This window comes from Tenacibaculum aiptasiae, from assembly GCF_965221665.1.
GTDB lineage: Bacteria > Bacteroidota > Bacteroidia > Flavobacteriales > Flavobacteriaceae > Polaribacter > Polaribacter aiptasiae.
This window is the reverse complement of record NZ_CBDCSN010000002.1, coordinates 1,458,807-1,482,970: the sequence shown is the minus strand read 5'-3', so window position 1 is coordinate 1,482,970 and position 24,164 is coordinate 1,458,807. Positions and strand designations below refer to the sequence as shown.

24 protein-coding genes are annotated in these 24,164 nt (G+C 30.7%); 13 read left to right on the top strand and 11 right to left on the bottom strand.

Annotated elements, in window-relative coordinates; translation table 11 throughout:
• Positions 1-35: 35 nt before the first annotated feature.
• Together ACOQN8_RS07070 and ACOQN8_RS07065 are read right to left on the bottom strand one after the other, a co-directional pair.
• Entirely contained in the window at positions 36-1,697 is a 1,662-nt protein-coding gene (locus ACOQN8_RS07070; RefSeq protein ID WP_420552155.1) for an SGNH/GDSL hydrolase family protein, read from the bottom strand.
• An 11-nt stretch (positions 1,698-1,708) separates the two neighbouring features.
• Positions 1,709-4,414, bottom strand: coding sequence for a TonB-dependent receptor (locus tag ACOQN8_RS07065; RefSeq protein WP_420552154.1), 2,706 nt, complete (start codon positions 4,412-4,414; stop codon positions 1,709-1,711).
• A 191-nt stretch (positions 4,415-4,605) separates the two neighbouring features.
• On the opposite strand from ACOQN8_RS07065, the gene ACOQN8_RS07060 reads away from it, so the two are divergent.
• Positions 4,606-5,547 carry a bifunctional riboflavin kinase/FAD synthetase gene (locus tag ACOQN8_RS07060; RefSeq protein ID WP_420552153.1) on the top strand — a complete coding sequence of 314 codons (942 nt, stop codon included), beginning with the start codon at positions 4,606-4,608 and terminating at the stop codon, positions 5,545-5,547.
• Between the two features lie 146 nt (positions 5,548-5,693).
• Positions 5,694-6,968 (top strand): serine--tRNA ligase, encoded by a 1,275-nt coding sequence (serS, locus tag ACOQN8_RS07055; protein WP_420552152.1) that lies wholly within the window; start codon positions 5,694-5,696, stop codon positions 6,966-6,968.
• 100 nt (positions 6,969-7,068) lie between these two features.
• Here the strand turns inward: serS and ACOQN8_RS07050 are convergent, their stop codons facing one another.
• The gene (locus tag ACOQN8_RS07050; protein ID WP_175578686.1) at positions 7,069-7,212 is read right to left on the bottom strand and encodes a hypothetical protein; all 144 of its coding nucleotides are present in this window, start codon (positions 7,210-7,212) and stop codon (positions 7,069-7,071) included.
• A 121-nt stretch (positions 7,213-7,333) separates the two neighbouring features.
• Here ACOQN8_RS07050 and ACOQN8_RS07045 point away from each other — a divergent pair, with 121 nt between their 5' ends.
• The 4 genes from ACOQN8_RS07045 (at position 7,334) to mgtE (ending at position 11,665) form a co-directional block, all read left to right on the top strand.
• The gene (locus ACOQN8_RS07045; RefSeq protein WP_420552151.1) at positions 7,334-9,109 is read left to right on the top strand and encodes a tetratricopeptide repeat protein; all 1,776 of its coding nucleotides are present in this window, start codon (positions 7,334-7,336) and stop codon (positions 9,107-9,109) included.
• 17 nt (positions 9,110-9,126) lie between these two features.
• Positions 9,127-9,456: a DUF4286 family protein gene (locus ACOQN8_RS07040; protein ID WP_235275626.1), complete on the top strand. Its 330-nt coding sequence runs from the start codon at positions 9,127-9,129 to the stop codon at positions 9,454-9,456.
• Positions 9,457-9,522: 66 nt separating this feature from the next.
• Positions 9,523-10,335, top strand: coding sequence for a 16S rRNA (adenine(1518)-N(6)/adenine(1519)-N(6))-dimethyltransferase RsmA (gene rsmA, locus ACOQN8_RS07035; protein ID WP_420552150.1), 813 nt, complete (start codon positions 9,523-9,525; stop codon positions 10,333-10,335).
• Positions 10,316-11,665, top strand: coding sequence for a magnesium transporter (gene mgtE, locus ACOQN8_RS07030; RefSeq protein WP_150899442.1), 1,350 nt, complete (start codon positions 10,316-10,318; stop codon positions 11,663-11,665). Before rsmA ends, mgtE begins: the two co-directional genes overlap by 20 nt.
• Here mgtE and ACOQN8_RS07025 read toward each other — a convergent pair.
• Entirely contained in the window at positions 11,652-12,338 is a 687-nt protein-coding gene (locus tag ACOQN8_RS07025; protein ID WP_150899443.1) for a LysE family translocator, read from the bottom strand. The two genes, mgtE and ACOQN8_RS07025, sit on opposite strands and share 14 nt — an antisense overlap.
• Before the next feature lie 23 nt (positions 12,339-12,361).
• Positions 12,362-13,414, bottom strand: a complete 1,053-nt coding sequence (locus tag ACOQN8_RS07020) for a 2Fe-2S iron-sulfur cluster-binding protein (RefSeq protein WP_420552149.1) — start codon at positions 13,412-13,414, stop codon at positions 12,362-12,364.
• Positions 13,415-13,554: 140 nt separating this feature from the next.
• On the opposite strand from ACOQN8_RS07020, the gene ACOQN8_RS07015 reads away from it, so the two are divergent.
• From ACOQN8_RS07015 to ACOQN8_RS06990, 6 genes are read left to right on the top strand one after another with little or no spacing between them, the layout of a single operon-like run.
• Entirely contained in the window at positions 13,555-13,893 is a 339-nt protein-coding gene (locus tag ACOQN8_RS07015; protein ID WP_150899445.1) for a PadR family transcriptional regulator, read from the top strand.
• Between the two features lies 1 nt (position 13,894).
• A complete protein-coding gene (locus tag ACOQN8_RS07010; protein WP_420552148.1) occupies positions 13,895-14,539 on the top strand; it encodes a hypothetical protein in 645 nt (214 codons plus the stop codon).
• A 5-nt stretch (positions 14,540-14,544) separates the two neighbouring features.
• Positions 14,545-15,177: a hypothetical protein gene (locus ACOQN8_RS07005; protein WP_420552147.1), complete on the top strand. Its 633-nt coding sequence runs from the start codon at positions 14,545-14,547 to the stop codon at positions 15,175-15,177.
• Between the two features lie 5 nt (positions 15,178-15,182).
• Complete coding sequence (locus ACOQN8_RS07000) at positions 15,183-15,851, top strand: hypothetical protein (protein WP_420552146.1); 669 nt, start codon at positions 15,183-15,185, stop codon at positions 15,849-15,851.
• Positions 15,851-16,516, top strand: a complete 666-nt coding sequence (locus ACOQN8_RS06995; RefSeq protein ID WP_420552145.1) for a hypothetical protein — start codon at positions 15,851-15,853, stop codon at positions 16,514-16,516. The genes ACOQN8_RS07000 and ACOQN8_RS06995 overlap by 1 nt, the downstream gene beginning before the upstream one ends.
• On the top strand, positions 16,516-17,205 hold the full coding sequence (locus tag ACOQN8_RS06990; protein ID WP_420552144.1) for a hypothetical protein: 690 nt from the start codon (positions 16,516-16,518) through the stop codon (positions 17,203-17,205). Before ACOQN8_RS06995 ends, ACOQN8_RS06990 begins: the two co-directional genes overlap by 1 nt.
• Here ACOQN8_RS06990 and rsmI read toward each other — a convergent pair whose 3' ends face one another.
• Positions 17,206-17,877 carry a 16S rRNA (cytidine(1402)-2'-O)-methyltransferase gene (rsmI, locus tag ACOQN8_RS06985; RefSeq protein ID WP_272150859.1) on the bottom strand — a complete coding sequence of 224 codons (672 nt, stop codon included), beginning with the start codon at positions 17,875-17,877 and terminating at the stop codon, positions 17,206-17,208.
• A gap of 38 nt (positions 17,878-17,915) precedes the next feature.
• Between rsmI and ACOQN8_RS06980 the strand changes: the two genes are divergently transcribed.
• Positions 17,916-19,688: a 1-deoxy-D-xylulose-5-phosphate synthase gene (locus ACOQN8_RS06980; RefSeq protein ID WP_420552143.1), complete on the top strand. Its 1,773-nt coding sequence runs from the start codon at positions 17,916-17,918 to the stop codon at positions 19,686-19,688.
• 47 nt (positions 19,689-19,735) lie between these two features.
• On the opposite strand, the gene ACOQN8_RS06975 is transcribed toward ACOQN8_RS06980, so the two are convergent.
• From ACOQN8_RS06975 to atpA, 5 genes are all read right to left on the bottom strand, one after another.
• Positions 19,736-20,239 (bottom strand): hypothetical protein, encoded by a 504-nt coding sequence (locus ACOQN8_RS06975; RefSeq protein WP_420552142.1) that lies wholly within the window; start codon positions 20,237-20,239, stop codon positions 19,736-19,738.
• Between the two features lie 80 nt (positions 20,240-20,319).
• Positions 20,320-20,859: an energy transducer TonB gene (locus tag ACOQN8_RS06970; protein WP_420552141.1), complete on the bottom strand. Its 540-nt coding sequence runs from the start codon at positions 20,857-20,859 to the stop codon at positions 20,320-20,322.
• A gap of 93 nt (positions 20,860-20,952) precedes the next feature.
• Positions 20,953-21,813 (bottom strand): ATP synthase F1 subunit gamma, encoded by an 861-nt coding sequence (gene atpG / locus ACOQN8_RS06965; RefSeq protein WP_150899453.1) that lies wholly within the window; start codon positions 21,811-21,813, stop codon positions 20,953-20,955.
• Positions 21,814-21,856: 43 nt separating this feature from the next.
• On the bottom strand, positions 21,857-22,513 hold the full coding sequence (locus ACOQN8_RS06960; RefSeq protein ID WP_420552140.1) for an FkbM family methyltransferase: 657 nt from the start codon (positions 22,511-22,513) through the stop codon (positions 21,857-21,859).
• 54 nt (positions 22,514-22,567) lie between these two features.
• A complete protein-coding gene (gene atpA / locus ACOQN8_RS06955) occupies positions 22,568-24,148 on the bottom strand; it encodes a F0F1 ATP synthase subunit alpha (protein WP_420552139.1) in 1,581 nt (526 codons plus the stop codon).
• Positions 24,149-24,164 lie beyond the last annotated feature (16 nt).

Below are 24,164 nucleotides of genomic sequence, written 5' to 3'. Positions count from 1 at the left end.
TCAGCCTTAAAATATATCGTTAACAAAACTACTACTTACGGTAAAGTAGGCGAGTAATTTGTTGGGTAACTATCAGCCTTAGCTAAACCATCTTTACCTTTTGTAAAGTTTGATCCGTAAGTAGCATCAATAGCTTCTAACATTTTATTAGCCATTAACGCATAACCTCTTCCTGTTAAGTGAACACCATCTAAACTAACTAAACCTCCTGTAACAAAAGTTGTTGTTAAATTATAAGTATCAAAGCTCAAACCAGTAGTAGAAGCTTGTTGTAAAATAGTATTAAAATCAACAAAAGCTAAACCTTTAGCATCTGCAACTGCTTTAATTGTTGCATTATAAGCATCTGTAGCTGATTTTAATTTTGCTACTTCGTTTTCAGTTAATACCCATTTATCTTCTAAAGGTAAAGAAACTCCTTCAGCAGAGAACATTCCTGCCAATGTTTGTGGTAAACCTTGCCCTACTAAAAATGCTACCGAACTAGTATTAACTGTTCCTATAATACTTCTACTAGGTAAAACTAATAAATCTTTATCAGTAGCTTGTCTAGCTTGTCCATAATAAGTTCCTAATAAACCTGCTACTTTCTGTAAAGTTAGTGGATCAGTAGGTAAACCAAAACTTGCAACAAAACCAGGGAACGTTGGGCTAGCTAATAATGCTCCAACAATCTCAGCTGTTTTATTATCTAATGATTCATCTTTAATTACTACAGGACTAGCTGCAGTAGTAGAGAAAGTTATTGCACGCTCTGGAACACCAATTGCAGCAAAAACTCCGTTAATAGCTCCAAACACATTATTTAAAGTAGGTATTTGAGCTGCAAAGCTTGCATCAGTTGGATCTAATGGTGCATAAGGAACTGTTGTAAAGTGAGGTAAACTTGTAATATATGGTAAGTTTGCCACTACTCCTTTTGCTCCTGTAGCTGTTAATGCATCAACTGTTCCTGAAAAAGCAGCAGCAAATACATTAGAATTTGTAATATCAGCAGAACCATAAGTTGCAGGGTTTAAATTACCTGTTTCGTTATGATCAACTCCAGTACCTCCAGCAATAGCATATCCTAAAACATCGTTACCTCCTATTTCTGATAAACTGAAAAATGTAGGAGATTGCGCTAATACATCTTGTAAAATACTAGCCGTTGGAGAAGAAGCCATTCTTACAAAGTAAGGATTAGCATTTGGTAACGCTGCTAAAGCACCGTAACCATTTACTCCTAAATGATAACTCTTTGCTCCTGGTACTCCCATATTATTGAAAGGACCTGTTTGAATATTTCCTACTTCTGTTGTTGAAGTTGCTTGTAATCCTACTGGTCCTGCACCATTAAAGTACAATCTTGGTCCAAATGAACCATCGGCATTTTGCATACCTCCAAAAAGTAACCCTCCAATGTTATCATTCATTAATGGCTGTGTGAAAGTTCCTCCACCTACCATAGCAAATTTCTTTGCTAAAGTATTTGGGAATGAATTTTCTTGACTTGCTATGAATAAAGCATTATCAGTAAAACCTGCTGTAAAAGAAGCTCCTACTGCTACGTATTTAGAAAAATCTGCAGTACCTGCATCCAAAGGAATTGTACTTTCAGCTTCTCCTTTAATTTCTGGTAATGTATTATCTACATCACAGGCTACAACACCTAAAAATAATGCAGATAAAAATGTATATTTTAATGTATTCTTCATTTTTCTATTTTTTAGTTATTGATTGTCCAAGAAATGTAATATTGAGATCCAATCGCTCCAACTCCTGGTGCACTTAAATACTCTTTTCCTGTTAAGTTAGATCCTCCTACTTTAAATACCGACTTGATTGAAGGTACAGAGTAGTTAATTTGAGCATCAAGAACAGTTCTTTCAGCTACATTTCCTTCTAAGAAAGTTGACTGCCAGTAAAAATCAGTTTGCCAACGAGCACTTACGTTAAATCCGAAGTTTTCAAATACATTCGGGTGACCAAACTGAGCCTTTAATTTGTGCTCTGGCGTATTAAACCCTGCTTCAAAATCTGGATCTTGTGCTTGATCAAAACTAAACCTAGACCATGTATAGTTTAAACCAACATTGTATCCGTTAAATACTTTTGTGCTTAAACCAATTCCTAAACCGTAAGAATCAACATCTACAGTAGAATTTGTTTTTACACTAAATGTTCTTACTAAATCTCTATTTGTTAAGTTACCTACCGTTACTGGTGTAGTTGGATCAACTAGTACTAATACATCTTTATTTGAAATAAAGTTAGAATACATGTTGTAGTAAGTACTAAAATCGATTGATAATTTATTATCTCCTAATGGTAATACACCACGATAACCTACCTCAAAAGATTTTACTTCTTCTGGCTTAACTAAAGCCGTAGTTGCTAATGTTGGTGTACCTGTTGCAATTGAACTTGCAGAGTAACCTCTTGTAAATACATCAGCACCTGTTAATGTAAATGTTCCTGTTGTAGTTACTGCTGGTGCAGAAAAACGTCCAATATTATCAGGAGCAGTACCTAAGATAAATCCAGCACCTGTAGCTAAACCAATATATTGATCTTGTGTAGTTGGGTTACGGAAACCTGTTTGGAAAGATGCTCTGAAGTTATGATTCTTATTTTCACCTGCAGCATATGCTAAAGATAATCTTGGAGTTACATTTCCATCAAAGTTTTCTGATTTATCATAACGAATAGATCCTGTAAACTTTAAACGATCATCTAACATTTTCTTTTGTAACTGTGTATATACACCATACTCTCCATACTTAATAGGTCCATCTGCATCTGTATAAATTGTTCCAAAAGAGTTTAATCTGTATTGTCTGTAAGAACCTCCTACTTGTACTTCAGCCCAATCAATATAATCACGTAAATTTAAATTACCATCAGCATGGTAATAACTTGTATTATCTCTAAACTTAGATCCTGTTAATAAATCTGGATCAGCAGTTACTTCATTAAATAAAGCTTGGAAAGCTGGTGTTCCTGGTATTGGTCTTCCAGTATCTGCTACTGCTCTTGCCGCTGCGTGATTAGATGCTGGCACTCCTGGTATAGCTCCTAAATATGCTGCTGCATATTGTCCAAACCAATCTGTATTAGATTTCCATTTACTATTAATGTTAATTGCAGCAAAACGAGTATCATAAGAATCTCCTGCATCCTCTCCTGCATAGTAACCTCTTACGAAGAAGTTCTTACCTCTAACCTCTAATTTATGTTGCTCCATAAAGAAGTTAGCTAAGTTATATCTGTTTTGTCCTTGATAAATAGTGTTACCTGTACCATACTTAGAGTTCCAAATAATTTCAACTCTATCATTTCCTAATGGACGATAGTGAATAGCTCCATTGAATTTTACACTCTTAGCTTCGTTAGTCATTAACTCTTGATCAGTATAACCAGTTCTACTTACATTACCTATTGCTCCACCTAAATTAACAGAAACCTCGTCACCATATACGTTTGCTCCATCATAATTAGGATCGCTTTGTCTAGTACCTGGAATGTAAGTTCCTCCAATTCCTGTTGTGTTTCTATAATCAGTAGCATGCCACTCCTCACCTTTTAAGTAAGAAAAACTTGCTTTAACAGCAACATAATCATCAAAAGCATGCGCCATTCTAATTGTAGCATCGTAAAATTTATTGTCTCCCGCTGCTTCTTGACTAGTCAATCCTGTTTTTAAACCTACACTAACTCCTTGGTCATCAAAAGGATTTTTACTACGCATTAACATAATTCCATTAAATGCATTTGCTCCATATAAAGCCGAAGCTGCTCCTGGTAAAATCTCAACACTTTTTACATCTACCTCAGAAATTCCTAATAAATTTCCTATAGCAAAGTTTAATGCTGGTGATGCATTATCCATTCCGTCAACTAACTGAACGAAACGCTCATTTCCAAACGTAGCAAAACCACGAGTATTTACTGTTTTAAAAGTAAAACCTCCTGAATTAATATCAACACCTTTTAAATTTTCTAAACCATCATAGTATGATGCAGAAGCTGTATTCTTAATCGCTCTAGAGTCAAAACGTTCAATTGTTACAGGAGATTCCATAACACGTTCTGGAGTTCTAGAAGCAGAAACTACTACTTCATCTAAAGAAGTTGCATTTTCAGTCAAAGCTACCTCAACAACTTGATTGTTTTTTGTAATCTCTACAGTTTTAGATTGGTATCCTAAAGAAGAAATTTCAATTGTAAAAGGAGGGTTATCTGTTACTGTCATAGTAAACTTACCGTCAAAATCAGTAGATGTTCCCACCGACTTCCTTAAGACTTTAATGTTGGCTCCTGGAAGTCCTCCACCAAGAGATGCGTCATTGACCGTACCAGTAATGGTAGTCTGAGCAACCATTATTGCTGTGCCAAATAGCACAAATGCAACAAGTAATAGTTTTTTCATCATAATGTAAAATAATTTGTTAACTGTAGCGCAAAATACGATTTTTTTTTATTTGTAAAAATTTATCCTTTATTTTATCACTATAGTGTTTTAGAGGGCTTTGTTTTGTTAAAATGACATTTTTATAACTTTATTTAACGAACATTACGCATCATCTTTTACAAATTGTATTTTTGCATAAATTTGTTCTTATCTTGGAAATTATTCACTCCATTTTCGATTTTAAACCAATACAAAAATCAATAGTTACTATTGGTACTTTTGATGGTGTTCATATTGGTCATCAAAAAATTATTCAGGAATTGATTGATGAAGCAAAATCATCTAATAAAAAGTCTGTTTTGTTAACTTTTTTTCCTCACCCAAGAATGGTGTTGCAAAAAGATGTTTCTATAAAACTTATCAATACGATTGATGAACGTGCCAAACATTTAGAAAACTTAGGATTAGATTATTTAATTATCCATCCTTTTAGCAAAGAGTTTTCTAGACTTACTGCGTTAGATTTTGTTCGTGATATCTTAGTTAATCAACTCAATACTTCAAAATTAATTATTGGTTATGATCATCATTTTGGAAAGAATAGAGAAGGAAATATTGAACAATTAACTGAATATTCTCACCTGTATGATTTTACAGTTCAAGAAATTTTAGCTCAAGATATTGATGAAGTTTCTGTAAGTTCTACTAAAATTAGAAAAGCACTAGCTAGTGGTGAATTAAAAACTGCCAATAAATATTTAGGATATCCATTTTCTATAACAGGCGTTGTTGTGAACGGAAAACAACTTGGCGGTAAAATTGGTTTTCCTACTGCTAATATTGATATTGCAGAAACCTATAAACTAGTTCCTAAAACTGGAGTATATGTTGTAAAATCTATGATTAACAACAATACTGTTTTTGGTATGATGAATATTGGCAATAGACCTACAGTTAACGGAGAGCACCAAACTATTGAAGTTCATTTTTTCCATTTTAATCAAGATTTATATCAAAAGGAATTAACCATCGAGTTACTTTATTTTTTAAGAGATGAACATAAGTTTAATTCTGTTGATGATTTAATTATTCAACTTAAAACAGACAAAGAAAACTCTCTAAACTACATTAGCACAATTACCAATTTAAGTTAACAAAATAGAATTCTAACAAAGTCTTTTTTACTCATTCTTAAATAGAATTCTAAAACTTAATACGTAAAAAACTATTTAGTAAGCAATCACCATTGTTTAAGTCTGTAGCTTCTTATATCTTTGCGGTTCTTAAAAATTAAAAAAAGATGTTACAGGTTCAGTTTATTAGAGAAAACAAACAAACTGTTTTAGACGGATTAGCAAAACGTAGTTTTGAAAATGCCGAAGCAATTATTAATGAAGTATTAACTACTGATGAAGCTCGTAGAGCTACTCAAGTTTCTTTAGATAATACATTAGCTGAATCTAACAAAATATCCAAAGAAATTGGAGGTCTTTTTAAATCTGGTGAAATTGAAAAAGCAAACTTATTAAAAGAAAAAACAGGTGAATTAAAAGAGAAATCTAAGCAATTAACCGAAGAATTAAGTATTGCTTCTAACAAATTACAAGATTTATTATACCAAATTCCTAACGTACCTCACGCATCTGTGAAAGCTGGGAAAAATGAAGAGGATAATGAAACTATTTTTAGCGAAGGTACTATTCCTGATTTAGGTGAAAAAGCTTTACCTCACTGGGAATTAGCTAAAAAATATGATATCATCGATTTTGATTTAGGTTCAAAAATTACTGGAGCTGGTTTTCCTGTGTACAAAGGAAAGGGAGCTCGTTTACAACGTGCCTTAATCAATTATTTTTTAGATAAAAATATTGCTGCTGGTTATAGCGAAGTACAAGTTCCTCATTTAGTAAATGAAGCATCTGGTATTGGTACTGGTCAACTTCCTGATAAAGAAGGACAAATGTACCATGTAACTGGAGATGATTTATATTTAATTCCAACAGCGGAAGTTCCTATTACTAATATTCATAGAAATGATTTAGTAAAAGAAAATGATTTGCCAATTAAATATACAGGTTACACACCATGTTTCCGAAGAGAAGCTGGAAGTTATGGAGCACATGTACGTGGATTAAACAGATTACATCAGTTTGATAAAGTAGAAATTGTAAGAATTGAACATCCAGAAAACTCTTACAATGCTTTAAATGAAATGGTAGAACACATTAAAGGTATTTTACGTGAATTAAAATTACCATATCGTATTTTACGTTTGTGTGGTGGAGATACAGGATTTGTTTCTGCTTTAACTTTCGATTTTGAGTTGTATTCTACAGCTCAGGAGCGTTGGTTAGAAATTAGTTCTGCTTCAAACTTTGAAACATATCAAGCAAATCGTTTAAAATTACGATTCAAAAATAAAGAAGGAAAAAGTCAGTTAGTACATACTTTAAACGGAAGTTCTTTAGCTTTACCTAGAGTATTAGCTGGAATTTTAGAAAACTATCAAACTGAAGATGGAATTAACATACCAGAAGTATTAATTCCTTATTGTGGTTTTGATAAAATTGACTAAATAATTTCATTATAAAAATGTAAAAAGAACCAATGCTTCAATTAAGATGCTTGGTTCTTTTTTTTAATTCACCCCTTAATAATGAACTATTTTTTTATAATTAGTTAGCAACTACCGCTACCATTAATCTCTTATATTTATTCATTTCCAATAAAGCTTCAAAATACTGAGTTATTTGTCCTCTTCTCATAAATTCATCTGCTCTACTCTTTGCTAAGTTATATTGCGTATTTAAATTCTTCATAGTGTTCGATGTTTAGTTACGCTAACAATAAAACAAAGTTCGTGCCAAAATGTTGCATTCCTTTTAAAAAAAGGGAGTGTTTTAATATTAATTTAACAATTTTCTTCTGTATTTTTGATTGATGAAAAAAACATTTATCCTATTTAATTTCCTTATTATTAACCTGTTCTGTTATTCACAACAGAACGAATTTATTATTGCTGAAAATTATTTTAGAAATAATGAATACGAAAAAGCTATTCAATTTTATAAAAAATTATACGATAAGAGTCCTTATAATACAACCTATTTAAAGAGACTTATTACTTCTTATCAAGAAACTGAACAGTTTTTGGTTGCAGAAAACCTGTTAACACAAAAAATAAAACAAAGGCCTAACTTAACATATCTAAATGTTATTATAGGATATAACTACGAACGTCAACAAAACGATTCAGAAGCCAACAAATATTATCAAAAAGCACTTAATTCATTAAACAAAAAGGGGAATTACGGAAGTGTTATTGCTAGTTTATTTAAAAACTACAACAAACTAGACTATGCTATTGAAGCATATACCAAAACCATGGAAAACCATCCGCAAGCTAATTATGGATTCCAATTAGCACAAATCCATGGTGAAAAAGGAGATTTCCCAAAAATGTTTGAATCTTATGTAGATTTAGTTGATAAAAATGAAAGCTATCTTAATAACGTCAAACGTTTTACCAGTAGATATATAAATGACGATGCTGAAAATGAAAACAACAACTTGTTTAAAAAAGCACTGTTAAGAAAATCAATAAGTAATCCTAAAAACATTTGGAACGATTTATTAGCATGGTTATTTATAAAACAAAAACAATATTCGAAAGCTCTTATCCAATTAAAGGCATTATTAGCTAGGGATCCTGACAATTTGGGTAGAATTAATCAACTAGGAAAAATTGCTCTAGAGAATAAAGAATATGAAACTGCTAAGGAATGTTTTGACTTAATTATTGAAAAAACTAATTACCCAAGAGATAAGTTTAATGCTATTAACAACAATTTAAAAATAGCTATTGAAACTAAAGAACCAGATGTAGAAGCACGTTTTGATGACATATTTTTAAAATATGGAATTAATAAAAATACTTTTCGTACTCAAGTAGCTTATGCTAATTATTTAACATTCAATAAAAATAATCCAGAAAAAGCTGTAGAAGTTTTAAATAAAGCTAAGGGGTTTGCTGGCTCTAAGTTCTCCAAAGCCATGATTAAACTAAAACTAGGTGAAGTTTTAGTATACACTGGAAAGTTTAACAAAGCTCTTATTTACTTTTCACAAGTACAAACAAAATTTAAAAACCATTATTTAGGGCAAGATGCACGTTTTAAAGTAGCTCAAACATCATATTTCAAAAGCGATTTTAAATGGGCTAAAGCACAATTAAAAGTTTTAAAAGGTTCTGCTACACAGCTTATAGCAAACGATGCTGCTAATTTGTTTTTAACAATTTCTGATAACCAACCTAAAGATAGTATCCCTTCTGGCTTAAAAGAATATGCTAAAGCTGATTTATTAGCTTTTCAGAATAAAGATAATGAAGCCATTGCTATTTTAAATGATATTATCAAAAACTACAAAGGGCAACCTATAGAAGACGAAGCCTTGTTTAAACAGGCTGAGCTTCTTGTAAAACAACACAAATACGATGAAGCTATTTCAAATTACACCAAAATAATAGCCTTAGACAAAGAAGGAATTTATATTGATGATGTGTATTATTTAATGGGCGAATTATACAATAATGAATTAAATAATGCTGAAAAGGCCAAAGAATACTATCAAAAGATTATTTTTGACCACCCATCGAGCATTTACTTAGTTGCTGCTCGAAAAAAATACAGAAAACTAAGAGGGGATAATATCTAATTTTATAGAAAACAACAATGTATATATATAACGTAACAGTAAATATTGATGAAAGTGTTCATGCAGAATGGTTAACTTGGATTGAAAGCCACATACCAGAAGTTTTAGCAACAGGACGCTTTTTAAGTGCTAAGTTGACACAAGTTTTAGTAAAAGAAGAAATGGGAGGAGTTACTTACTCTATTCAATACACAGCTAAATCACGTGAAGATTTAGAAAACTATTACAAACACGACGCTGATAAATTACGTTCAGATGGTCTTAAAAAGTTTGCTGATAAAATGTTAGCCTTCCGTACTGAATTAAAAGTAATAAACGAATTTTACCCTACTGTATCTAGCAACTAAAAGAAACAGGATACAATTACAAAAGAATTAAGATACTACTTAATCTTAAATTTTTTATCTTAGAACATGACCGTAAGAGCAAAGAAACATTTAGGACAACATTTTTTAACCGATGAAAACATCGCAAAAAAAATAGCAGATTCGTTAACCGAAAATGGATATGATAACGTATTGGAGATAGGTCCTGGAATGGGAGTTCTAACAAAATACTTATTAGAAAAAAAGCCTAAGGTTACAGTAATGGAATTAGATTCTGAATCGGTAGAATACCTTAAAGAAACATTTCCTCTAGAACATATTAAACTAGATACTTCTTCTGAAAAATTTACCATTATTGAAGGTGATTTTTTAAAAAAAAATATTACTGATACTTTCAATAAAGAGCAAATAGCCATTATTGGAAACTTTCCTTATAACATCTCTTCACAAATTGTTTTTAAAGCAATTGAAAACAGGGATTTTGTACCTGAATTCTCCGGAATGTTTCAAAAAGAAGTAGCCTTACGAATTGCAGAAAAAGAAGGGTCTAAAACCTATGGGATTTTATCCGTTTTAACACAAGCATTCTACGATGCTGAATACTTATTTACAGTTCCTCCTACTGTTTTTAATCCACCACCAAAAGTAGATTCTGGTGTTATACGATTAATTAGAAAAAAGGATTATAGTCTTCCAGTTGATGAGAAATTATTTTTTAGAGTAGTAAAAACAGCATTTAATCAACGAAGAAAAATGCTACGTTCTAGTTTAAAATCTTTAGATCTCTCGGATACATTAAAAGAAGACCCTATCTTTGCGATGCGTCCCGAACAATTATCGGTACAAAAATTCATTGAATTGACGGCAAAAATCGCAAACGATGGCATTAGAAATTACTAAAGATCTTTTAGAAAACGTACAGGAACTGATTAAAAACCAGAAAGACACAGCGCTTTCCAGTTTTTTCTCAGACATACATCACGCCGATATTGCAGAAGTTTTAGATGAATTATCTTTTGAAGAGGCATTATACATTATTCGTTTATTAGATAGTGAAACTACCGCTGAAGTTTTAATGGATGTGGATGATGATGTACGTGAAAAAATATTTCAACAACTTACAGCCAAAGAAATTGCTGAAGAGATTGATGAGCTTGATACTGATGATGCTGCCGATGTAATTGCCGAACTTCCTGAAAAAAGAAAGCAGGAAGTAATGCAAGAGATTGAAGATGAAGAACACGCCAAAGAAATTGTAGAGTTATTACGATATGATGAAGATTCTGCCGGTGGTTTAATGGCGAAAGAGCTTGTAAAAGTTAACGAAAACTGGACTGTTTTACGCTGTGTAAAAGAAATGCGCGTTCAAGCAGAAGAAGTAACCAGAGTACACTCTATATATGTAGTTGATGATAGTGGTAAACTAAAAGGTCGTTTATCATTAAAAGATTTACTAATGGCCTCTACACGTGCTAAAATTGCCGATGTATATATTCCTAAGTTAGACTTTGTTAATGTTAATGATGAAGCTGAAGATGTTGCTAACATTATGCGTAAATATGACTTGGAAGCTATTCCTGTTGTAGACGAGTTAGGTATTTTAGTAGGACGAATTACCATTGATGATATTGTTGACGTTATTAAAGAGGAAGCTGATAAAGATTATCAATTAGCAGCAGGTATTACTCAAGATGTTGAGGCTGATGATACAATATGGGAATTAACACGTGCTCGTTTACCTTGGCTATTCTTAGGTCTTCTTGGAGGTGTTGGTGCTGCTGGTATTATGGGCTTTTTCGACGATGCTATTAAAGAAAATGCTATTCTTTTTATGTTTACTCCATTAATTGCTGCAATGGCAGGTAATGTAGGTGTACAATCATCAGCAATTATTGTACAAGGTTTAGCTAATGACGATGTAAAAGGAAGTATTACAGACAGGTTATTAAAAGAAGTATCATTAGCTATGATTAATGGACTTGCTTTAGCTGTTTTACTTTTTATATATGTCTTTATATCCGAACAAGATTATAAAATAGCAAGTGCTATTTCAATATCTCTCTTTGTAGTAATTATAGTTGCTGGACTCATTGGAACTTTTATTCCTTTATTTTTAGATAAAAGAGGTATTGATCCTGCAATTGCTACGGGACCTTTTATTACAACAAGTAACGATATTTTTGGGATTCTTATTTATTTCTGGATAGCCAAAATGATTATTGGCTTTTAGTAGTTTCTTCTACTGTTTGTAATAAACTATCCATCTTTTCTTTAGGAATAAATGTTTTTAGCATTATAATCGCTCCAAAAACGATTAATAACACTCCCATTCCTCTTTTTATTCTATAAATAACTAGAGGAGTTAATTTACTTTTTAACTGTTTAGCTAGTAATATTTTCCCTAAATCGGTAGTAGCATATCCCAATATTACTGTGGCAAAATACCAAAACATATAGGTCGGGTTCATATCTAACGTTGGACCTACTACAACAATAATACCTAACCAACCTGCTAAAACACCTATATTAATGAAGTTCAAAGCAAATCCTTTTAAAAGTAATTTTAAGTAATTATTACTTTCAGGAATATCAACTTCTGGAGCTTCTAACTCCTTTTTATTGTTTTTATCTAAATAGGTTATCAAACCATAAACAATAAGAATTAACCCTCCAATTAAAAATAATCGAGGGTCATCCTTAATTTTTTCTAACAAACTTCTACTTCCAAAATAAGCTATTAACATAAAGGATATATCTCCTAAAATAACTCCAATATCAAATGCAATAGCAGCTCTTGCTCCTTTTAAAATACTTGTTTTAAGAAGCATAAAGAAAACTGGACCTATCATAAAAGACATGACAAACCCAATGAAAAAAGCATTTTTTAAGTCGTAGAAATCCATTTTATAAAGTAACTGTATTTAGTTTAAACATCATCGTAATCAACCACAACCTTTGGAGTTGCTGGATGCGCTACACAGGTTAATATAAGTCCTTCTTCTAACTCATCATCCGTTAAAATAGAGTTCTTAGTCATCACAGCTTTTCCTTCTGTTACTTTTGCTATACAACTACTACAAACACCTCCTTGACATGAATATGGAGCATCTAACTGATTACGTAATGATGCTGCCAAAATGGTGTCTGTTTTATCCATTGTAAAAGTAGACTCTTCATCGTCTAATAAAACGGTAATTCCAGATTTTCCATCAGGAAATTGCATTGGAATTTCTTCATCTGGTGACGAACTTGCTGTAAATAATTCAAAATGAATATTTTCCTCATCAAATCCATTATCTTGTAAAGTCTCAGAAACTGTAGTTATCATTTCTTCTGGACCACATAAGTAGGCAGAATCAAAAGAAATATCTTTATGAATATTCTTTACAAAATAATTCACATGCCCTTTATCAATTCTTCCAAACTTAGTGTTTGTTCTTACTTCTTGACTAAACACATAATGCAAATTAAACTGTGTAGGGTATTTTTCGGCTAAAGCATTTAATTCAGTATAAAAAATAGTACTATCAGCTTTTTTATTCCCAAAAACTAATGTAAAAGTTGAAGTTGGTTCATTTTCCAACACTACTTTTATCATAGATAGAACAGGAGTAATTCCGCTACCAGCAGCAAATGCTATATAGTTTTTATTCCCTGCAGGTTGTAATATAAATTTACCTTCAGGTTCAGAAACTTCTAGAGTGGTATTCTCTTTTAATTTTGTTGTTGCATACGTAGAAAACAATCCTTTTTCAACAGCCTTTACAGCTACTTTAATTTCGTTCGTATTTGGTGAAGCACATATTGAATATGCTCTCCTAACCTCTTGATCGTTTAATTTCGTTTTTATGGTAATATATTGCCCTGCAACAAATTTATAAGCTTCTTTTAGCTCAGCAGGGACAGTAAATAAAATAGATACAGCATCAGCTGTCTCTTTTATTATTTTTTCAATAATTAATTTATGAAATGTAGCCATTTATTCTATTTAAATGCACAAAAATAAGAAATAGTGAGGTAACCGTTTATTCTTCCTGTCATAAAAAATAATACATAAGTATTTTATACATAAGAAAATTATGTATATTTGCATACCTAAGTTTTTTAGGTATATGAATTATGGGAAATCAAAAATTATACAAAGGCTCATTACAAACTATCATTTTAAAGCTATTAGCACAAAATGATAAGATGTATGGATATGAAATAACTCAAAAGGTAAAAGAATTAACCAAAGGCGAATTAAAAATTACCGAAGGTGCACTATACCCTGCGTTACACAAATTAGAAGCTGAAGGTTTGCTAGATGTTGAAGTTGCTAAAGTTGGAAATAGACTTCGCAAGTATTATAAATTGACAGAAAGCGGTACTAAGGAAACTGTAAATAGACTTGCAGAAATGCAAGAATTTTTACAAACAATGCAGCAACTAGTTAATCCTAAATTTGGCTTAGAATAAAATGAAAAAGAAATATACTATAACAGAAAAACAAGTAGCTTTTTTATATAATTATCTAAAAAAGAAGAAGTCCTTTTCTGATGAAGAAGAACGTTATGAGTTAATGGATCATCTTATATGTGATTTTGAAGAAACTACAAAAGATGGTAATTTATCTCAATATTTAGCCAACAAATCTAATTTCATATTCCAATATGGTAAAGATAGAAGCTCAAAAATACACTGGGCTTATCAAAAAGAACTGTGGATAACTACTTATCGTTTTTTTACAAACTTAAAAACACTTCCTATAAGTTTATTAAGTACTTTAGTCATTTTAAGCCTTTCTTTTACTTTAAATAATTCCCTACTCTACTTAGTTTTTTTCTGTTCTATAGTTTTTCAAATTCTATACAGTTTATATCTAACCTATCATGAAAATAAAAAAGTAAGACAGCTCATTTCTTTTAAATATTTGGGAAACATTATGAGTTTACCACAAGTTTTTCTTTTCTCTTTCAATTTAGTTAAAGATTATTTAAATACTCACAGAATATTATTCTTTATCTATTGGTTTATGGCTTTTAGTTTAAGTGTAGCTGGTTTAATTATTATTGAGAAAAAGAAAACAACAATTTTAAAAAAATACAAACACTTGTTAAAATAATTGCTATGGAACTAACAGATAATCAAATACAAAGAATTAACAGTTACTTGGATACTAAAGGCGTTAAATTAATTGATTTTAGAATAGAAATATTTGACCATATTATTTCTGAAATTGAAAGAAAACTATCTAATGACAATCTTGATTTTGAAACAGCTTTTAAGCTGGTAATTAAAAAATGGAATTTCGAGCTTAAAAAAACGAATAGCTTCATTTTTGGAAGATTTTATAGTGCTCCTAAAATTGTAATTGATAGAGCAAAAAGAATTTTTTTAAAATATTTTTTAGCTTCTTTCTCTCCTATATTTATTAGTTTTCTAATAATATTTAATAAAAAGGTATTGCTTAGTAATGTTTTTGGCTATTTTACTTTTTTTTCAATAGTTATTCTTCTATTTACCTCTTTATTTTTTGTTATTAAAATTATTGCCTCTAAAGAAAAAACAGTGTACAGTTTTATAATAAAAACTCAAATTACAAACTTCATTGTTATGCCTTACATTTTAGTTAGTAATTCTATTAATGACATTTTTAATATATCTATATTAATTTATATGATGGTTGTTAATTACTATTCAATATTGTTTTACAAAAAGCATAAACAAGAAAAAGAGAAATATAAATTACTTGTGGGATAATTGCTATGGAACTAACAAAACAACAAATACAAAGAATTAATGATTTTTTAGAAGGAATAGGCATTGAATATATAGATATTCGTTTTGAAATGATAGATCATATTGCTTCTGAAATTGAAAATAAAATTGAGAATATTCCTGCTTTTTTTGAAAATAAAGGATTTCAAACTCCTTTCATAAAATATATGCTTAGTCAAAAAAAGAAATATTTAAATGAATATAAAAAGCTTAAAAATGAGAGTTTTTGGTATTATACAAAAAGGGTATTGATTTCTATGTTTCAACAAATGACAAAACCATATAACTTAGGTTTTATTTTACTTTTTTTAAGTACAACACATTTTCTGAGCATCTTTAAAATTAAATATACAAGTGAAATAATTTTTACTTGTTTTATTTCAAGTTTTCTTTTTATTGCTATTAAATTTAATCAATTAAGAAAAAAGTTGGGTGAAATTAGAATTATTCGATCTTATACAAAAATTCTATTATTTAACTCAATAATAGCTTTACATCTTCCTAGTTTTACTCCAATTCTTAATGAAACAGCTTATTCACCTATAGAAATTTATACAGTTGCTATAATGCTTGTAAGCAACTATTTAGCTTATTTAAGCTTTATGAATCAAAAAGAAAGTATTGAACAATATGCAACTAACTTTTATTTAAACTAATGGAACTAACTGAAAAACAAATACAGTTCATTGAAAATCGTTTGGAAAACGATGGTGTTAAATATTGGGACATTCGAATAGAAATGTTGGATCATGTTGTTACCGATGTTGAAAATAAATTAGAAAATGGAGAAAAATTTAAGACTGCTGTTCAAGAGAGTTTTCTTTCTTTAGGTTGGAAAGAGAACTTTAACGGAAGTAATTTTGAAGGTATTATGCAGAGAAAACAAAATGTGTTTGCAAAAGAATATCGAAAAAGATATTGGAAATATTTTAAAAACTCTATTGTAAAAACATCTTCACTTGTGTTGTTTTTAAGCTTTGTTACGCTGCTTTATACTATTAGTTTTTATTCTAAAATTTTTAAATACACCTTATTTACTTATTTAATTTCAATGTCAATTTTTATATTCTATTTTTTAATAAAATACAGAGTAAATAGATCTATACAATTAAATAATGCTCTAGAACAAGCAGGTTTTTCTTTAAGTATTATAAATTTTTTCATCTATATGCCTAAAATGATAGGAATTGATGTTTTCAAATTTCCTTTTTTAGTTGCTATAGTTTTTGGATTCGTTTTTTTACAATCAATATTAGGAATTCAATTTTTCAAAAAAGAATATCAAAAAGTTAATGCTACATATAAACAACTTATATCATAATGAAATTAACAAACCAACATATAGAACAATTATACAAGTTTACACGTCAGCATTATGTAGAGCATTATGATGTACAAACAGAATTGGTAGATCATTTGGCCAACGATATTGAACAAATTTGGGTTGATAAACCTCAATTATCTTTTGAGCAAGCTAGAGATATTTCTTTTAAAAAATTTGGTGTTTTTGGTTTTATGGATGTAGTAGAAGAAAAGCAGAAACAACTAGGTAAAAAGTATCGTAAAATCTTATGGAAGTATACAAAAGAATGGTTTGGTTTGCCTAAAATACTTTTAGTAATAAGTCTTATCTTTTTCTTTTTTTACTTCATACAATTACCAATTGGAGTTTATATAATGGGAGCAGTTGTTTTTCTAATGGCCATTTTAGATCTTTATCTTGTAACTAAACTAAAAAAAGAGTTTAAAAAAAGAACCAATACCAATGGCAAAAAATGGATGCTGGAAGAAATGATTTTTAATGTAGCTTCTTTTGGAGGTGTAATAGTTGCCTCTAATCTTCCTCAAATTTTCAATCATATTGAGAGCACGCCATCAAACATTGGTGCAATTATTATCTCTGTAATTATTACACTAACAATTATATACTCTTATGTAACACTAATTGTTATTCCTAAAAAGTCAGAGGAATTATTAGAAGAACATTACCCTGAATATAAACTTGTATAATTATTTTTTACCATCAACAATAATCACAATTTCGCCTTTTGCTGGCTTTTCTGTATAATATGATAAAACTTCTGCTATACTTCCTCGCTTGGTTTCTTCAAATAATTTTGTCAATTCTCTAGAAACAGAAACTTGCCTGTCTTCACCAAAGTATTCGGCAAAATGAGTTAATGTTTTTAATAATTTATGTGGGCTTTCATAAAATATCATAGTACGTTTTTCTTCTGCTAAAAACTTTAATCGGGTTTGTCTTCCTTTTTTAACTGGTAAAAAACCTTCAAAAACGAATTTATCATTTGGTAAACCCGAATTTACCAAAGCTGGTACAAATGCAGTTGCTCCTGGTAAACACTCAACATCTATATTGTGTTGTACACAAGCCCTTGTTAGTAAAAAACCTGGGTCTGAAATTGCTGGGGTTCCTGCATCTGAAATCAGTGCAAAAGTTTCACCACTTTGCAATCTTTTTACTATAGTTTCTACTGTTTTATGTTCATTGTGCATATGATGAGATTGCATAGGTGTGCTAATTTCAAAATGTTTTAAAAGCTTTCCACTAGTACGCGTATCTTCAGCTAAAATATAATCTACTTCTTTTAAAACCTTAAGAGCTCTTAAAGTAATATCTTCTAAATTTCCAATAGGTGTTGGTACCAAATACAATTTACTCATACAGCAAAGCTACAACAAAGTTTTAGTACATTTGTGCTATGCCAAAAAAGCTGTTAAAAAATATTGATTTCCCTAAGGATATAAGACAATTAAACAATGATGAATTGCCTTTATTAGCCAAGGAATTACGTGAGTTTATTATTGATGTAGTTGCAACTAAAGAAGGTCATTTAGGCGCCAGTTTAGGTGTTGTTGAACTTACTATTGCTTTACATTATATGTTTAATACTCCAACAGATCAATTAGTTTGGGATGTTGGACATCAGGCTTATGGACATAAAATTTTAACTGGTAGGAAAGATATTTTCCATACTAATCGTCAATTACATGGAATTTCTGGTTTTCCAAAACGTTCAGAAAGTACTTATGACACTTTTGGAGTTGGACATTCATCTACTTCAATTTCTGCTGCTTTAGGAATGGCTATCGCTTCCAAATTACAAGGAGAAGAAAAACATCATATTGCTGTTATTGGTGACGCCTCTATTGCTAGTGGAATGGCTTTTGAAGCTTTAAACCATGCTGGAGATACCAACGCTAACTTATTGGTTATTTTAAACGATAATGCTATTGGTATTGATCCTTCAGTTGGAGCTTTAAAACATTACTTAACTAGAATAAAATCTACACGATCTGATATTGAACAGCATAATATATTTGAGGGACTCAATTTTGATTATTCTGGCCCTATTGACGGTCATAATTTTGAAGAACTTTTATTAGAACTTAACAGATTAAAACAAATCAAAGGCCCCAAGTTTTTACATGTAATTACTACCAAAGGAAAAGGCCTTAGACAAGCCGAGCAAGATCAAGTAAAATATCATGCTCCAGGAAAATTTGATAAAGTATCTGGAGATGTTTTACCAAAAGAAGCTAGTAAGTTTACTAAGTTTCAAGATGTATTTGGAAAAACTATTGTAGAATTAGCCGAACAAAATGAAAAAATAGTAGGAATTACACCTGCTATGCTTACTGGAAGCTCTTTAAAATTTATGTTAGAGAAATTTCCTGAACGCACTTTTGATGTGGGTATTGCCGAACAACATGCCGTAACATTAGCTGCTGGTATGGCAACTCAAGGTATTATTCCGTTTTGCAATATTTACTCCACATTTTTACAACGTGCTTATGATCAAATAATACACGATGTTGCTTTGCAAAACTTATCTGTTGTTTTTTGTTTAGATAGAGCTGGTATAGTTGGACAAGATGGAGCCACACATCATGGAGTTTTTGACTTAGCTTACCTACGTTGCATTCCAAACCTACACATTTTTGCTCCTCGTAATGAAATTGAATTGCGAAACATTATGTATACAGTACAGTTAGGAATTGATAAACCTATAGCTATCCGTTATCCTAGAGGAAAAGGTAGACTTGAAGAATGGAAACTTCATTTCAAAAAAATAAACATTGGTGAAAACATTTGTTTAAAAGAAGGAAGTGACTTAGCCGTTCTATCTACAGGAACAATTGCTAATAATGTCTCAGAAGCCATAAAAAAGACAAAAAACAAATATTCTATAGCGCATTACGATATCCGATTTATAAAACCTATAGATAAAAAGCTACTTGAAGTAATCTTTAATAAATTTGACAAGATTATAACTATTGAAGATGGAACTGTTAAAGGAGGTTTAGGCAGTGCTATTTTGGAACAAGCATCTGAATTAAATTACGGTGGTCAGATAAAACTTTTAGGTGTTCCTGATGAATTTATTCATCATGGTACTATAGATGAACTACAAAAGCAATGTAAAATAGATATAGGTTCTATTCAAAATATGATTGAAGAACTTTTAAAATAAAAAAGCGAACCTATTTTCGGTTCGCTTTTTTATTTTATTAATTCATCTTAATAAGATGCACTGAATGATCCGTTTGTTATTTTAAGTGATTCTATAACATTATTATTACACTTATCTATATTTCCAGAAAAATTTCCGGAAATAGTTGTTCCGTCGTTAACAGATGTTACAAAAGTCATTTTACTATTTGGAATACCGTTACCACAACTTGACACAGATATTATTGAACCAAAATAATAAGTAGTTCCATTTTGAATGTAGGTAAAGTCACTTAATGTATCTGTACCTGTTTTCGACTTGTATACTTTTATTGTAATAACTTTATCTGTTGAATTATTAATTGTTCCTGTTAATTGTACTGATTTTAAACCTGATTGTGTGTCTGAATTTGGATCAACAGTAATAGAGTTAAATGTTAGCTCTTTACCATCAATTGTCATTTTTATTTCTTTTTTTGCTCCTGTAGGTGTTATATCGTCGTCATTACTTGAACAAGATGACATAATAGCAATAGAGAATAATACTAGCATTTTGAATACTAATTTTTTCATAGAATTTATTTTTTTAATTTGTTTTTGCGAATATAATATTTAAAAATAAAAAAACGAACTGCTTCAGTTCGCTTTTTTATTTACTCGACATTAAAAGTAATAGGCAAAGTATATCCTACCTTTACATTTTTATTCTTATGACTACCAGGTGTCATCACAGGTAAAAGTTTAGCTATTCTAATAGCTTCTTCTTTCAATTTTTCATGCGGAGCTCTAGCTGAGATATCTACTACTTTTCCTTTCTTGTTTATTTTAAACTGTAAGTATATTCTTTTGAAACCAGGACTAAGAACCGAAATACATTGTTTCTCTTTTTTCCCATTTTCATTATTCAATATTTCTTTTTTTTCTAAACAATTAATAAGATCTATATTAAAATTTTTAGCAACATGACTACGCATCATTTTATTTAAGCAATATTTCTTTTGAGAGTTTGTTTCATATTTTTCACAACCTGGAAAAATAGGAGCTTTATCAATTATTGTAAAGGGAACATCTTCTGAATTTCCGTCAATAAAATTAATTGTTTTAATATTATTCTTATTATCATCTTTCTTTTCTTGTGAAATTACACCATTCGTTATAAAAGCTATAAATACAAATAATAATGTCTTTTTCATAATACAATGTTTTGATTAATGTTCTAACAAACATAACAAAAAAAACGAACCAAATTGGTTCGCTTTAAATATATAGATAAATTTTTCTTATCCTTAGTTGTTCAATGCTTCTGCCCCACCAACAATCTCTAAGATCTCATTAGTAATTGCAGCTTGACGCGCTTTGTTATAAGTTAATAATAACTCGTCACGTAATTCTTTAGCATTATCAGTTGCCTTATGCATTGCAGTCATACGAGCTCCATGTTCGGCAGCAAATGAATCACGGATAGCCTTGTATAATTGCGTTTTTAAAGACTTTGGTATTAATTCTAATACAATTTCTTCTTTAGAAGGTTCGAAGATGTAATCTAAATTTACATTCTCATCACTTTCTACTGGTTCAATTGGTAAAAACTGTTCAACTTGTGGTATTTGAGTTGCAGCATTTTTAAATCTATTATAAACTAATTCTATTCTATCATAAGAACCATCTACATATAAATCCATTAATTTTTCAGCAACTTTAGCTACATTATCAAAAGTTAATTCATCAAAAATATCAGTTCTATTTTCAATTACATTATTATCTTTTGATAAGATATCGTTACCTTTTTTACCTATTGTCATTAAGTCAACAGCTACTCCATTATACTTTGTGTTAATAGTATTTACTGTTTCTTTAACGATAGATGAGTTAAAACCACCACATAAACCTCTGTTAGAAGTAACTACAACTAGTAATACTTTATTTACTTCTCTTTGCGTAGAATATGCTCCACCTGCATCACTATCTAAAGTAGCGCTTAAGCTTTGTAATAACTCAGTAAGCTTAGATGAATATGGACGCATTGCTGTAATAGCATCTTGAGCTTTTTTCAACTTTGCAGCCGATACCATTTTCATGGCAGAGGTAATCTGCATTGTTGATTTAATTGAAGTAATTCTATTACGTATTTCTTTTAAGTTTGCCATAATTTCTAGTTATGTGTATGCTATTTTAATGTTTACTAAAAAATTAGTTTTTAATTTTCCAGTTTTCCCAAACAAAGTCATATTGATAGGTAATTTCATGTGTTTCTGCTAACTTTCTTTGAATGCTTTCCATTCGTTCTCTAGCATTATCAATGATGAAATCGTGGAACTGAATCTGTAAATTTTTAAAATTGGTAATTAAACCTGATTCTAAAAGAGATTCTAATACTTCGTATTCTCCACCTTCAATATTAATCTTTATAAGATCTACATTAGTAATATTATGATCTTTAATAAAGTTTACAATCGATTTTAACTGAATTTTCTCTCCATCGTCAGTCTTTATAAAAACTGAGGATGCATCTCCTGTATTACTTATATTAAGTTCTTTATCTTCATTAGATAATCCATAATGAAAAGATTTAACTTTCTCATTATCCTTGAACTTATCTTTTATAATATTATAAAAAGATTTTACTGGTTCGAAAACGTAGATTTCGCAAGAGTATTTATTAAAAATACTCTCTGCAAAATTACCTTTAAAACCTCCTAAATCTAATACTACAGAAGTCTCTGTTAAATTATAATCTAATCGTAAAGTTTCATCTCCATTAACCGCAAACCAAGGCTTACAACGTTCTTTTTGAATTTTACGTTGCTTTTTCTTTTCTATGATGTCTTTGAAAAGTTTATTAAACATTGGTTACGATATCTTATACTTTATTAAAGAGATTTATAATACTTTAAAATAAATTTAGTTTGAAAATTTAGCAGAAATTTCTGCTGCTGCTGATGTTAACACATCTGTTACTTCATCAGTTAATTTTCCAGATTTTAATACATCTAAAGTATCTCTATGCTTAGCATTTAAATACTCGATATAATCTTTTTCAAACTCTTTTACCTTGTTTACAGGTACATCTTTTAATAAGTTCTTAGAACCTGCATAAATGATTGCAATCTGATCTTCTACAGTAAAAGGATCGTTTTGAGCTTGCTTTAAAATTTCAACGTTACGTTGTCCTTTAGAAATTACACTCATAGTAGCAGCATCTAAATCAGAACCAAACTTAGCGAACGCTTCTAACTCACGGAACTGAGCTTGATCTAATTTTAATGTACCAGATACTTTCTTCATAGATTTAATCTGTGCGTTACCTCCTACACGTGATACAGAAATACCAACGTTAATTGCTGGACGTACACCAGAGTTAAATAAATCAGACTCTAAGAAAATCTGTCCATCAGTAATCGAAATTACGTTTGTTGGAATATATGCTGATACGTCTCCTGCTTGTGTTTCAATAATTGGTAATGCAGTTAAAGAACCTCCACCTTTTACGATTCCTTTTAATGAATCTGGTAAATCGTTCATTTCACTTGCAATTTTATCATCATTGATAACTTTTGCAGCACGCTCTAATAATCTTGAGTGTAAGTAGAATACATCCCCTGGGTAAGCCTCACGTCCTGGTGGTCTTCTTAATAATAAAGATACCTCACGGTAAGCTACTGCTTGCTTAGATAAATCATCATAAACAATTAATGCTGGTCTACCAGTATCACGGAAATATTCTCCAATTGCAGCTCCTGCGAATGGTGCATATACCTGCATTGGTGCAGGATCAGATGCATTTGCAGCAACGATAGTTGTATAAGCTAAAGCTCCTTTTTCTTCTAACATACTAGCAATTGCTGCTACAGTAGAAGCTTTTTGACCAATAGCTACATAGATACAGTACACTGGTTGTCCTGCATCATAAAATTCTTTTTGATTTAAGATTGTGTCAATAGCAACTGTTGATTTACCAGTTTGACGGTCTCCAATGATTAACTCACGTTGTCCACGTCCTACAGGAATCATTGCATCAATAGACTTGATACCAGTTTGCATTGGCTCAGTTACAGGCTCACGGTAAATTACCCCTGGAGCTCTACGCTCTAAAGGCATTTCGTAAGTTGTTCCTTCGATTGGTCCTTTACCATCAATTGGTTGACCTAAAGTGTTTACAACACGTCCTGCGATTCCTTCTCCAGCTCTTAAAGAAGCAATTCTTTCTGTACGCTTAACAGTAGAACCTTCTCTTACTGATGTAGAAGCTCCTAATAATACAACCCCTGCATTGTCTTCTTCTAAGTTTAATACGATACCTTCTAGTCCGTTATCGAATTCAACTAACTCTCCATATTGTACGTTAGATAAACCATAAACACGAGCAATACCATCACCTACTTGTAATACTGTACCTACTTCATTTAATGAAGCTTTTGACTCGAAATTTGTTAATTGTTCCTTTAAAATTGCTGATACTTCAGCTGGTTTAATTGCTGCCATCTTATTTCTTTTGATG